This window comes from Rhodocytophaga rosea (assembly GCF_010119975.1).
GTDB classification, from domain to species: domain Bacteria; phylum Bacteroidota; class Bacteroidia; order Cytophagales; family 172606-1; genus Rhodocytophaga; species Rhodocytophaga rosea.
In genome coordinates, this window is the sequence record NZ_CP048222.1 from 5,151,311 (window position 1) to 5,164,723 (window position 13,413).

At 42.9% G+C, this 13,413-nt stretch carries 8 protein-coding genes; 3 read left to right on the forward strand and 5 right to left on the reverse strand.

The window, feature by feature from the left end; genetic code table 11:
* Nucleotides 1–24: 24 nt before the first annotated feature.
* The 5 genes from GXP67_RS21310 to GXP67_RS21330 form a co-directional block, all read right to left on the reverse strand.
* Nucleotides 25–1,737, reverse strand: coding sequence for a sodium:solute symporter family protein (locus GXP67_RS21310; RefSeq protein ID WP_162444997.1), 1,713 nt, complete (start codon nt 1,735–1,737; stop codon nt 25–27).
* Between the two features lie 106 nt (nt 1,738–1,843).
* Entirely contained in the window at nt 1,844–2,008 is a 165-nt protein-coding gene (locus GXP67_RS21315; RefSeq protein ID WP_162444998.1) for a hypothetical protein, read from the reverse strand.
* 28 nt (nt 2,009–2,036) lie between these two features.
* On the reverse strand, nt 2,037–4,658 hold the full coding sequence (locus tag GXP67_RS21320) for a beta-L-arabinofuranosidase domain-containing protein (RefSeq protein ID WP_232064524.1): 2,622 nt from the start codon (nt 4,656–4,658) through the stop codon (nt 2,037–2,039).
* Between the two features lie 107 nt (nt 4,659–4,765).
* Nucleotides 4,766–6,250, reverse strand: coding sequence for a RagB/SusD family nutrient uptake outer membrane protein (locus GXP67_RS21325; protein WP_162444999.1), 1,485 nt, complete (start codon nt 6,248–6,250; stop codon nt 4,766–4,768).
* Nucleotides 6,251–6,270: 20 nt separating this feature from the next.
* Complete coding sequence (locus GXP67_RS21330; protein WP_317170065.1) at nt 6,271–9,318, reverse strand: SusC/RagA family TonB-linked outer membrane protein; 3,048 nt, start codon at nt 9,316–9,318, stop codon at nt 6,271–6,273.
* Nucleotides 9,319–9,634: 316 nt separating this feature from the next.
* Between GXP67_RS21330 and GXP67_RS21335 the strand changes: the two genes are divergently transcribed.
* The 3 genes from GXP67_RS21335 (at nt 9,635) to GXP67_RS21345 (ending at nt 13,399) form a co-directional block, all read left to right on the forward strand.
* A complete protein-coding gene (locus GXP67_RS21335; RefSeq protein ID WP_162445000.1) occupies nt 9,635–10,675 on the forward strand; it encodes a LacI family DNA-binding transcriptional regulator in 1,041 nt (346 codons plus the stop codon).
* A 183-nt stretch (nt 10,676–10,858) separates the two neighbouring features.
* Complete coding sequence (locus GXP67_RS21340; RefSeq protein ID WP_162445001.1) at nt 10,859–12,238, forward strand: hypothetical protein; 1,380 nt, start codon at nt 10,859–10,861, stop codon at nt 12,236–12,238.
* Between the two features lie 78 nt (nt 12,239–12,316).
* Nucleotides 12,317–13,399, forward strand: coding sequence for a sensor histidine kinase (locus GXP67_RS21345; protein ID WP_162445002.1), 1,083 nt, complete (start codon nt 12,317–12,319; stop codon nt 13,397–13,399).
* Nucleotides 13,400–13,413: the final 14 nt, after the last annotated feature.

The following is a 13,413-nucleotide window of genomic DNA, read 5'->3' on the forward strand; positions in this document are numbered from 1 at the left end:
GCACTATTGTATATAGTTTGTTCATCAGTTCAATACATTTGTGGTGTTAGCCACTTCTATTTTGATTTTTTCAGAAGCATGCCAGGGAATATAAGCCAGAATTAAAATCACGCTTGCCAAACCAGCTACCAGCCAGGTTCCAGAGCTGGTGAGCCAGCTTAGTATATATAACAAGAATGCAGTAAAGGCCAGGGCAAATGCAATTACCCGTAAGCCAAAGCGGTTCTGTTTATGTATTTCCTCTTTTTCTTCTTCCGTTTCCAGAAGTTGTGCGGCTTTTTTACGGGCTTTTACTGTCAGGTAATTTTCGTAATCCGGGTTGATTTTTTGATGGAAGACAGTCCACAATTCATAGCTAATCAGCATCAGTGCAGGCAAACCAACCCCCAGCATCATTTCTTCGCCCCGGCTTAATTTGATTCCCGCCAGTAGCGGTAAAATCATCTTGAAAAACAGGTTTACCAGCAGACTAATGATAGTGATCAGGAAAGTAGCTTTTCCGGTTAGGCGCTTAGAAAATAATGCCCAGATGGGAGGAGCCAGCAGCGGTCCGCCAGTAATGGCTCCAATACTCAATACTACTTCTACCATTCCTCCGGCTGAAGGCACCAGCAAGGCAATCACAATCATTCCCAGGCCAAATAACCAGGAGAAAAAACGGGCAAAAAACATCAATTTCTGATCGGAAGCCGTTGGGTTAATTAAACCTTTGTAAATGTCGTTGGTGAAAACGGCTGAAACCACATTCAGGGTAGTGTTGGCTGTAGCCGAAGTGGAAAAATACATGCCTGTAATCATCAGGCCCATTAATCCAGGTGGAAGCACTTTCTGGCATACAAGCAGATAGGCATTTTCAGTATCCAAACCTTGTAAGGTGGGGTTAATGGTCTGGTATAACATAGGCGGCAGCATCCAGATTACCGGACTGATAAGGTATAAGCCTGCAAAAAGAAAAGCTACTTTTCTTGCCCCTGCTTTGCTTTCTACACTGGTATAGCGTTGCACAAACGTCCAGTTGCCACCGATATAGAAAATATGATAGAGGGCAAAAGCCAGAATAAAGCCAAGGGTATATTCCCCATTCAGTAAGTTGAAAAAACCATCCGGCGCTTGTTGGGTAAATGTGTCAAATCCTCCGGCTGCCTCTGTAGCTAACGGCAGAATAATAAGTACGGCACAAGTGAGAATCACAAATTGCAGAATATCGGTTACCATAACGGCCCATAAACCGCCTACCGCTGTATAGGCAATCATGAATAAACCCAGCACAATGGTACTGGGAACAAGTGGAAAACCTAAGGATACGCTCACCAGTTTTGCTACCGGATACAATACGGAACCTTTGATAAACAGCGAGACTAGCAGGAAAATATAGATATACGTTTTTTGCACCCTGCTTCCCAGGCGTTCTTTTACGTATTCAGCCGCTGTAAGTGCCCCGGTCGCTTTCCACCTGGGTGCCAGCCAGATAGCGGTGATGATTCCTCCTAAGCACATAGTCCATTGAATGGTGATGGCGACCCAGCCATATTTATAGGCAATAGAACCCCAGGCGACAAAGGTACCGGCAGAAAAAAAGCTCATAAACAAGGATAAGCCACCAATAAACCAGGGTACTGCTTCTCCTCCGGCAAAAAAAGATTTCAGGTTCCGTCCGGTACGGGCGAATAAAAGACCAATGCCTAATACAAAAGCGGAGAAAACAAAAATCACTATGGTATCAATGGTGGAACTCATTCAATGTAGAGAAAAAGTGAAATACAATGTCAGTAATATATTGTTTTGCATCAGATATGTGATTCATGCTTAAATGTCCCTTCATTACGCCGTCTTTACTTTTCTTTTACATGCCCAAAAGAAAAGTAACAAAAGAAAAAGCAGCACCAACAAAGCCTGTTTTACGCCAGATAAAATCATCGCTCAAACCTCCGGCCTGCACACAAGGCCAAAACTGGCCACACTGTTGCTGCACCTTCCACCGCACTTTTTCTTTGTCTATAGAATTCAAATCTTTAAATCCTTCTAGTATTTTTTACTTATTCATATTCAATAGCCAGTATTGCTAAGCCGAAAGCAGGCGTTTTAACTGTCCAGTTTCCATTGGTTGCCAGAGTAGTTCCGGGTTTTCCCTGGGCATCTAGTTGTTTTACGGAACGCACTTTTATGGATTTGCCAGGAAATAACCGGCTGCTATCAAATTGTATCTGGGTGGTTTTATTAGTATCATCATTATTCAATAGCACCACAAATGCTTGTTTGGATTGAGGGGCAATAGCTCCCATATAATCTATTTGTGGGTCTTTTACCTGAAGCATCCGGGGAGTAAGATACAGATTTGCTTCTTTCCCAAATATTTTTCCTGGGGCAAAACCATAGGTCTGGTGCGGACCTACTTTGGGTGTAACAAATCCTCTGGGGAAATTAATTTTTCCTCTAGAACGCAGGCTGGCTTCGGATAATAAATAATCAGCGAGCCAGCCGATTTGCCACCAGGCATGGTGCGGATAAGGACCAGCACCATTATTCATCGTCCGCCAGTAATAGGAGGCTACACTGGTAGGTTGGTGAACAAAAGCATCTCTTCCCCAGGCAGCTGCTCTAGCCATATCCAGATATAGAGAATCTTTGGTTAAGCCGAATAAGCGCACGAACATTCCGGCATGGCTGGCAAGCAAAATTGGTCCATGCATATTCGCCGAACCGACACTACCCCCATGCTCAAAACTCAATCCAGCCTGAGCGATTTCCCAATCTTCCCTGCTAACGCCATTTACCGTTTTCTTCTCACGGTTTGGAATGGGATGGGTGTAGATAGAAGCAGTATAAATCCTGGCAGCAGATAAAGCAGCTTCCTGATATTTTTTATCTCCGGTAAGCTCGAATAAATCAAGCAGCGCCTGTACACTCTGGCCGGTTGCAAAATCTGGAACAAAACGTAAATCGCCACATACACCTAAGAAATGCGCTTTATTTACCGAATTTACAACAAACCAGTCGGCTCCTTTTCTGGCGGCATCCAGGTATTTTTTATCCCCCAGAATCCGGTGAGCCACAATCAAGCCATAGAAAGTAGGACGGAGGTCTTTTAATTCGGTAAATCTTGGTTTTTCAGTTTCCCGGTCGTAGGCTACTTCCCAATGTCCGTCGGATTGTTGCCAGCTGAGTAAACGTTCGGCACCCAAACGCAGGCGTTCTTTGAGCTGCGTATCATTGGGTTCAAACAACAGTACATTGCCAATATCCAGCATAGTATAATAGGTGAGGCCAATGGGCTCCACATACGGACCCCATTCTTCAGTAAACTTTCGGCTTTTAGAAAGGTAATACTGGCCTACCGCAGCACCTTGAAAAAAGCCACTTTCGTCTTGTTGCTGAGCTAATTTGAAATTTCTGGCATAAGGCAAACGGGTTTTTCGCAGAACCTCATCACCGGTTAAGGTTGCCAGCATCCACATCGCCCCATAATCCGAATTTTTCATCGCATCTTTATCTGAACCCACTACGCCACCTAAATACGCCTGGGCACCTATCTGCTGCCCATTGAATTGCTCGGTTCTCCACAAAGAAGTAGAATCATCGTTTACATAATCGAGCATCGACAATATGCGGTCGGTTAAAGATTGCCTGGTTTGTTTCAACGCCAGAAACTCATGGAAGCGGTACACATCATAAATCGCATGTTTATATACCGAATACCAGTCAGCCGCTTGCAAGGTATACCGGAACGAAAATTTGCGTTTTTCGCCAGCTTTCAGATAGGAATCTTTTTCGCCAAGCACCGGATGATAAGCTGTAGGCGTGAGTTCTGCTTTGCGATTCATTAATGAAAGCCCTAATTGCCAGTCATTGTGGGTATTTTTATCATTTTCCCAGGGATTGCGGCTGGTACCAGGAGCAGGAATCACAGCCAGCGTAAGACCATTCATATTACTGAGTAAAGGCGATAAGGTACTGGCGGTTCTTTCCCTTACGATGATTGGTTTTCTGGGAATACCCTGCCCATAGGCATACGCCAACATGAGATTATCCTGCAAGGCTTTTCCCTGAAAATGTCCGGGAATAATTCCCCAGGTGAGGTCTTTTTCGGCAATAGTAGCTAATGTAGGTGTAGCGATAGAATAATACCCGGCTTGTTTGGCTATCAGTTCAATTTCTACCAGAATATCATTTTTGTAAGTAGTATATAATGACCAGCTGGCTTGTATAGCTGCTTCTTTGGTTTGGTGGTTGAAGGATATCTGGGATGGGATGGATTGCCTGGCTTGTGCCGGAAAAAAATGCAGGGCAGTACCGGCAGTATTCATCGGTACCGGTTTCAGGTTAGTATGCCAAGTGTTGACTATGTATTTATAAATAGGTTCTGGGAAATTTTTGGCTTGCTCATCTACCTGGTCGAATAGCGGCAGAGAATCTGGTTTCTGGGCAGAATACAACACAGTATATTCTCCGGAAGGCATATTCATGTCTATGGATTTTCCTTCCTGGCTGGTGCTCAATTTGGTGAGTTTGTATCCATTTTCGGTTTTCTGCCATTCTACCTGCAAAGCGCCGTTTTGCAAAGTCATTTTATTTTGCGCTATACCATTTGTAAAACCTATAAAAGCAAATATGCTTAGCATCAGAATGGTTTTGCAGGCATGTATAGTAAGTAGTTGCATAAAATTTAACCTGAATATAAAATGATTAAAGCCGGTATTACCGAAATGTATGGAAGGAAAAACTGTATTTCTCAATATATGGTTTTTCGTTTGATAACAGTAGGCCGCTAGTTCCAATCCGGATTCTGCTCTAGTTTAGGATTGGAATTAATTTCGTCTTGTGGAATAGGAAAATACCGGTGTTTGGCTTGAGGGCTTCTGGTTTTGAATACATCGTTTACAGCAGCTGAAGCAACAGTTAAAAAGGTATTCGTGCGGGTGAGATCATACCAGCGGTCGCCTTCGCCAAATAATTCCCAGGAACGCTCCTGCAAAACCGCATTAATAAAATCCGGCTGGCTCAACCCTTCCGGTAAATCATCTATTCCTGCCCGGCGGCGTACGGCATTGATATTGGCGTAGGCTGTAGCGGATGGGCCATTCTGCCTGGTTTCAGCTTCGGCGGCTATTAAATATACATCAGCCAAACGTAGGATAGGAATATTATTGGCATGATTAGAAGCTACTGAATTAGGGTCCTGGTATTTCTTTACGAGAATGCCTTTTGGTGTGATGGGCGTAACATCTTTCTGAGGAACAACCTGGCCTTTGGTGTTTATATAGGTAGTGTCCATCAATTGCCGGCGTTTGTCGTTGGCAGCAAACGAAGCATAAAAAGCAGGATAAACGAAAATGGAGCCAAAGGTAGTTTTGCCATATTCCGGACTATTGCTGTTAGGTGGGCCATATAAGCCCATAATCTGCGAAGTGCGCCCAGGATTGGTGCTTTCTGCTTCAAATGCCCACATGTTTTCTTGCCTGGCAACATCTTCTTTTGCTACGTTATAGACATCTTTTACGTCAGGCATGAGTGTATATTTATTAGAATTAATCACTTCCTGTGCTTTTTGCTGTGCCACTGCCCAGTCCTGGTTGTACAAGGCTGCTTTGGCATGCATCGCCAGAGCTACTTCTTTGGAAGGTCGGCCTTTTTCCATAGCAGCGGTATAGGAAGGTAAGCTAGCGGTAGCAATTTCCAGGTCACTGTAAATTTGCTGATACACTTCTGCTTGGGTGTTTTTTCCAACAATGGCTTCGGCTTCAGAGATACTTGGCGTAGTTTTTAATACTACATCTCCGAAATTTTTGGTCAGCATCCAGTAATAAAAAGCCCTCAAGAAATGTGCTTCTCCAAGAATCTGATTTTTACGGTTTTCATCCATGCTAACTTCCGGCACCCTGGCAATTACCCAGTTGGCTTTCTCTATACCTGCATAACAGGAAGACCAGATCTGCTGGGGCGATTCGTTTACCCGGCTGAAGCTTTTAACGGTTGTATAATTCGGATCATAGGAAAACAAAGTATAGGTATCCCGGCCTACCACCGGACGGGGATATACCTGGTCGGCGCTGAAATCGGATACCATTAGCGGCGCTGGTCCGGCATATAAATCTGCAATGATTCCATAAACAGCCAGCAAAGCGGATTCAGCATCCTGGGATGTTTTATAGAACTGATCTGTGTAGATGGAAGAATACGGCGTTTCGTCCAGTTCGCAGGCAGTTAGTGTGAGAAGGCCTGCGGTGAGTATATGAAGAAAATGTTTTTTCATGGATAACAAGAGTTGAAAGGTTAAAAAGTAACTTGTACGCCTCCGATAAATGATTTTGCCAGCGGATATACGCCATTATCTACACCGATACGGGTATTGGTATTTCCGAATGTATTTACTTCCGGATCGAAGCCAGTGTAATCAGTGATAGTAAACAGGTTGTTGGCACTTACATAGACTCTGGCATTGTAGAGAAATTTCACTTTTGGCAGCGTATACCCCAAGGTTATATTTTTCAGGCGGATATAGGAACCATCTTCCATAAAACGGTCAGAAATAGGAAGTCTGCCGCCCTGAAAACCGCTTACATATTCATTATTCGGATTGGTAGGTGACCAGCGGTTAACTATGCCTTGAAACATATTGCGTTGCCCCAGTGGATTTTCGAAGGTATAGCGGGCCAGATTATAAATTTCGTTGCCTTGCACCCCGGAAATAAAAGCGCTCAGATCGAAATTTTTAAAGCTCATGTTGGTAGAAAAGCCAAAAATAAAATCCGGATTGGCATTGCCGGTAATGGCCTGATCATCGGCAGTAATTTGTCCATCACCATTGAGGTCGCTTACTTTGGCACCACCGGTACGGCTACCAGAACCAGGCAGAATGGGTTCATCAGTCTGGTAGATCCCCTCATTTACATAGGTTTTAAAAATACCAATCGGTTCGCCTACTTTTAATACAGCATAGTTATTCACCGTAAATTCCTGCAAGCCGCCTTCCAGCGCTACCAGTTCATTGCGGTTTACAGAAAAATTTCCATTCACATTCCATTTAAAGGCACCATCCATGATTTTAGCATCTGCGGATAGCTCAATACCCCGGTTGCGGATTTCTGCGAAATTACCTGTAATGGAACCATAGCCCGAAGATTGGGGAAGCCCTTTTACAAATAGTAAATCTTTGGTGTGTTTGTCGTAAAAGTCTACGATCAGATTAATTCTATCCTGAAGCAAGCCAATATCTAGACCTATGTCTGTTTGAATGGATTTTTCCCAGCGCAGGTTGGCATTCGGAATACGGGATGGACTCAAACCAGTATTATAATTATGATTTAAACTATAGCCGCTGCTGGCACCTACCGTAGCCAGCGACTGGTAGGGGCCAATCGCTCCTGCATTACCGGTTGCGCCATAGCTTGCCCTCAACTTTAAGTCGCTTAAAAAGCTGATTTTATCTTTCAGGAAGCCTTCTTCAATCACACGCCAGGCAGCAGAAGCAGCCGGGAAAAAGCCGTATTTATGATTTTTACCAAACTTACTGGCACCATCATATCTGGCCGTTAGGTCGAGAAAATATTTATCCCGGAAACCATAATTGACCCGGCCCATGTATGAATCCAGGCGGTCTTTACTGCGGTCGCTGCTTACGGTACGATCGATGGCTAGTTGAAGGGCTTCGTTTGCGGTTACATCATTGGGAAATTTAGAGGCATTAATTGTATTGCGGTCAAACTGGTTGCTCTGGGTAGCAAAAACACCAGTAAATTTCAGTGTATGCTGGTCGGCAAAGGTTGTGGAATAAGTAAGAATACTTTCATGCAGCAGATTCAGGTAATTTGAATTTGTTTTCTCAGCACTTCCACCGCCAGAAGCTAAATCCACCTGGCTTAGAATAGAACGGGGCGAATAATAATCGAGCAGGCGGTTTTCCATGTCTACATTAAAGGAAGCCCGGTAAGTAAGTCCTTGCAGAATCGAAAAATCGGCATACAAGTTAGCCAACGTACGTTTGTACGCCGTCCGGTTCATTACAGCGGCTAATCCCAGTGGATTGGCCAGTTCCCGGTACGTTCCTCCGGATTGTTCCCCAAACGGGAAAATACTTCCATCATCTTTATAAGGTATTAAAACAGGAGGTGCACCTAACGCCGCACCTACAATACTGGAAGTTACTGCCGGGCCATCAATACTTTCTGAACCGGTAGGTATGCGGTTGCTGACGGAATAACTGCCCAGAATACTGGTGCCTATTTTTACTTTGTTACTAATCTGGTGATCGAGATTCAGACGCAGGGAATACCGTTTAAAATCAGATTCAATGATCACGCCACCCTGATTGAAATAGTTGGCTGAAATGGCCAGCTGGGTCTTTTCACTGCCTCCTGCCACTGATAGTTGATGGCTCTGAATTGGCGAATCCTGCATAACCAAGTCCTGCCAGTTCGTGCCTTCGCCTAAGGAAGAAGGGTCAGCATAGGGAGGATTATTTTTGTATACCTCATTTTCCAGCTCGGCATATTGTATGGCATTGAGTACATCGAGTTGTTTGGTTACTTGCTGTACTCCATAATAGCCATCATACGTAACTCTGGTAACACCGGCTTTTCCCCGTTTGGTTGTGATCAGAATAACCCCATTAGAACCTCTGGCACCATAAATAGCAGTGGCTGAGGCATCTTTTAATACTTCTACTGATTCTATGTCGTTGGGATTGATGGTAGAAAGCGGACTTACATCATTTACGCCGCCTCCATTAGAAATCTGGATGCCATCCACCACATACAAAGGCTCAGATGTTCCATTAATCGAATTCGTTCCCCGGATACGTACACTGATATTACCGCCGGGCGCTGCTGAATTTTGGGTAATCTGTACACCAGCCGTTCTTGCCTGTAACCCTTGAGCTACATTCACCACCGGAGTTTGAGTGAGTTCAGCTGATTTTACAGAGGCAATCGCACCAGTAGTTTCTACCTTACGTTGTGTGCCATAGCCTACAACTACCACTTCTCCCAGCGATTTAATATCAGGCACCAGCGTAATATTAATTTCCGAACGGCCATCTACTGAAAGTTCTTCGGTTACATAACCGATAAAAGAGAATACCAGCGTAGGATTGGCACCTGCCTGGAACCCGGAAAGGGAATACTGGCCATCGGTATCGGTTACAGTACCATTGGTAGTACCTTTTACCGTGACATTTACACCTGGCAAAGCCTCATTATTTTCTCCCAAAACTCTTCCTTTAATGGTTCTGCTTTCCTGGGCAAGCAAGGGCAAGCATAGTAAGCAGGAAAGCATAAGCGGGAAAAAGACTTTCCAGTAATCAGTAGCAGTATAGTTGCTCATGTGGGTTAGGTTAAATGGATCTATCTAAATAAAATTCAAAAAATGGCTTTTTAAGCATTTGGGAAAGAATACCACTTGCTTTTCACTCTATCACTTCTTTGATTGACTAATTGTGTTAATTGAAGAAGTATTGTCATCGGTATTAAATTATGGTACAAAAAATAGATGGAATAATACAAGTTGGAAAGGAGAAACTATATTAATTTTATTGGGAACATTCCCAATTTTTGGGAATGTTCCCAATTTTAATTCTCAATAAACAGTTAAAAAATGAACAGAACACGGAAAAATTATAGTTGCTTTAGTACCTTGAATTATGAAGCGCCATCAGACAACTATTATAGATATTGCCAAAGAACTAAACCTCTCTAAATCTACTGTATCCAGGGCATTAACAGGCCACTCAAATGTGAATCCGGAAACCAGGAAAGCTATATTGGATTTGGCTGAAAAAATGGATTACCAGCGGAATATGCTTGCCTTAAGCCTGGTAACCAGCCGCAGTAATACACTGGGCATTGTTGTACCGGAGTTTCTCACTTCTTTCTTTCCACAAGTGGTGATTGGGGCACAGGAAATAGCTTCCAAAGCAGGCTATAATGTGATTGTCAGCCATTCGAATGAATCGTACGAAACCGAAGTAGCCAACAGCAAGGTAATGCTGGCCAACCGGGTGGATGGCATTCTGGTATCGGTGACAAAAGAAACCCGGAATTTCGATCACTTTAAGGTTTTTCAGCGCAAGGGGATTCCCATTGTATTTTTCAACCGGGTATGTGACGAAATGAGTGTGCCTAAGGTAATAGTAGACGATTATGAAGGTGCTTTCCGGGCGGTAGAACACCTGATCCAGACCGGAAAAAAACGGATTGCTCACCTGGCCGGACCAGATTCGCTGCTTATTAGCCGCAAACGCCTGAATGGCTACCTGGATGCCTTGCGGAAATATAACCTGCCGTTGATTGATGAATTAGTTATTTCCTATGACCTGACCGTGGAAAAAGCCAAAATCTATGTAAAGCACCTATTGGAACTGCCTGAGCCGCCGGATGCTTTATTTGCCATTAATGATCCCACAGCCATTGAAGCTATGCAGGTAATTAAAGCAAAAGGATTAACTATGCCGGAAGATATTGCGGTAGTAGGTTTCAGTAATGACTATGCCTCTTCCCTCATAGAACCCGGCCTAACTACTGTTGCTCAGCCCATCCGGGAGATTGGCAAAAATGCGGCGCAATTACTGTTAGACCAGATGGACCGGGAGGTTTCCGACTGGAAAGCTATGACGAAGATATTAAAAACTGAACTGATTATCCGGGGTTCCAGTAGCCGGAATATGCCCACTAGTGGGCATTAATTGATGGTGATTGAAGTAAGAGAACCTGCTTATAGATTCCGTAAGTGATTAAATTGCTTATTCAATGACTACATTTTTATTACAATTGACTTCCATTTTTCCCCCATTCACCGCTTTCTGTTTTATATATTAAGTAGGGTGTTGCATACTTGCATCATCAATTACAATTAAAAAAAGCAGATTATGATACTACTTTTAAAAACCCAGGCTTTGTGCATGTTGCTGATGACGCATATGGGGCTTTTATATGAACCAACCTTACAGGAACCTACTATATCTCTTACCAATACAACAACAGAAGTAGTTCAGGATACAAGTTTGAAAGCCAGAGGCCGGAGCAGGCATGTATACAATGACAATAATACCTCTACAGAGATATCTTATGAGGGCTCCATTATTTTTACGGAGGACGAAAAAGACATTAAAAGTATTTCTCCTGGTGGATACTTTAAATTCAGCAAAACCACATTCGGCAACCGCAGGGCAATCCACATCGAAAGCGGCTCGAATGGAGAACTAAAACGCACCTATTATGTAGGCAAAAATGAAGAACCTTATGAGCCGGAAGGGAGAAAATGGCTGGCAGATATGTTACCTGAACTCATTGCTTCTACTGGTATTGGCGCTGAAGACCGGGTGAAACGCATCTATGCTAAGAAAGGTGCCTCTGGTGTGCTGGAAGCGATCGAAGATATGGAAAGTGATTATGTAAAAGGAATTTATTTCAAATACTTGCTGGCACAAAAAGGCTTGAAAGACAATGAACTAAAAACGATTATCACCCATGTAGGTGAAGAAGTAAGCTCCGATTATGAAAAGAGTAAATTGCTACAGCAGGTAAGTGGCACCTACCTTCAAAATTCCAGTACGGCTACAGCCTATATCACCGCTATTTCGGATATGTCGTCGGATTATGAAAAAGCAAAGGTGCTCAGTCATATTCTGAATCAGGGTAAACTAACAGATGAAAATTTCAGCAGGGTGCTTAGTGCAGTAAACGATATTTCTTCTGATTATGAAAAAGCTAAAATCTTGAGCCATATTCTCAACCAGAACAAACTAACTGATACAAATTATACCAAAGTACTGGAAGCTGTAAATGATATTTCCTCCGATTTTGAAAAGGCAAAAGTCTTAAGCGAACTGCTCAATAAACAGACTTTGCCAGCACCACAATTTAAGCAGGCACTGCAAGTAGTAGATGATATTTCCTCTGATTATGAAAAAGCCAAAGTACTGGGCAAACTGCTGACCAATACAAAAATGCTCAATGACAATCTTACTGACCTGCTAGCTGTTATTAATGAAATGTCGTCGGATTATGAAAAAGCCAAAGTGCTTTCATTCTTATTCTCCAAAACTACTCTGAAAGACAATCAGTATGTTCCGGCGTTTTCAGTAATCAGTGATATGTCGTCGGATTATGAGAAGAGCAAACTGATGCAGCAGATCGGTAAATCCATTCCAAAAGACAAAACAGCGGTGATGGATGCCTATAAGAAGGCGGCTAAATCTATCAGTTCTGATTATGAATACCGCAAGGTAATGTCCAGTATTGAATAGTATAAAATTAATAAATCACGATGGGATGCAACCTCATCGTGATTTATGTATCTATAGCATTAAACCTACAGAAAATTTATGATTCAAATCCGCCGGACTATTTTCAGGCTTAGTATGGGTACGCTGATCGGCTGGCTGGGTTTTACCTATATTTTCTATAGTGAACAGGGAAATTTGCCGGAATACAGTCAGCACTGGCAGGCATTTTTGCTGGCGCTACTAGCAGTGAATGCAGCCGTATTTGTAATGGGATTTTTGCGCAAACAGCTTAATACCTGGTTTCCATGGCAAAATGGGATTACCTTACGGTTTATCAGTGGTATGCTGTTTAATGCGCTGTTAGCCTTATTAATTTTTGCATCCGCTACAGCATTATATATACTTCTGTTTACATCTGTCAAAAATTTTTCGGGCTTTACCGTTCTCTACACAGATGCTTCCATCAAGCTGACGATCATTACCTTGATAGCTGTGTTTATTTATACGATTATAGATTTTACCTTATTTTCTTATAATTCTTATGCAGAGGTGCAGATTGAATCCGTGAAACTCACACAAGCCCAGCTTTCTTTGCAATTACAAATACTCAAAAACCAGCTCAGTCCGCATTTTCTGTTCAATTCGCTTAACACCATTTCTTCACTCATTTATAAAGATGCAGCGGTAGCTGAAAAATTTATCCGGAAACTTTCGCTTACCTACCAGTATATTATTGCCACACAAGGACAGGCACTGGTAACGCTGGCCGAAGAACTCACCTTTCTGCAAGCCTACGTTTTTCTACTTAAATCACGTTTTGAAGAGGCACTGGAAGTAACTATTACTATCCCTGCGCATGTACTGCAAAGCCGGATTCCGCCGCTTACCTTACAATTGCTGCTGGAAAATGCGGTAAAACACAATATTGTTTCTGATGAAACACCTTTGCAGATCAATATATATCTGGATGTGAACGAATGGATCACGGTAAGCAATACCATTCAGGAAAATATCAACCCAGGCTCTTCGTTTAAAATAGGGCTGGATAACATTACCAAACGGTATCAGTTTCAAACGGATCGAAAAATAGAAGTAAGTAAGGATAAGCTGTTTACCGTAAAATTACCTTTACTTCCAGCCAGCCAGCCTGTAGCTGTTGAGAAAGATGTTGTATTTGCATAGTATATAATTCCAGT

Coding starts and splice junctions, on each gene's coding strand:
- GXP67_RS21320 (WP_232064524.1), bottom strand. CDS start 4,658: ATGCAACTACTTACTATACATGCCTGCAAAACCATTCTGATGCTAAGC.
- GXP67_RS21330 (WP_317170065.1), bottom strand. CDS start 9,318: ATGAGCAACTATACTGCTACTGATTACTGGAAAGTCTTTTTCCCGCTT.
- GXP67_RS21345 (WP_162445002.1), top strand. CDS start 12,317: ATGATTCAAATCCGCCGGACTATTTTCAGGCTTAGTATGGGTACGCTG.
- GXP67_RS21310 (WP_162444997.1), bottom strand. CDS start 1,737: ATGAGTTCCACCATTGATACCATAGTGATTTTTGTTTTCTCCGCTTTT.
- GXP67_RS21340 (WP_162445001.1), top strand. CDS start 10,859: ATGATACTACTTTTAAAAACCCAGGCTTTGTGCATGTTGCTGATGACG.
- GXP67_RS21325 (WP_162444999.1), bottom strand. CDS start 6,250: ATGAAAAAACATTTTCTTCATATACTCACCGCAGGCCTTCTCACACTA.
- GXP67_RS21335 (WP_162445000.1), top strand. CDS start 9,635: ATGAAGCGCCATCAGACAACTATTATAGATATTGCCAAAGAACTAAAC.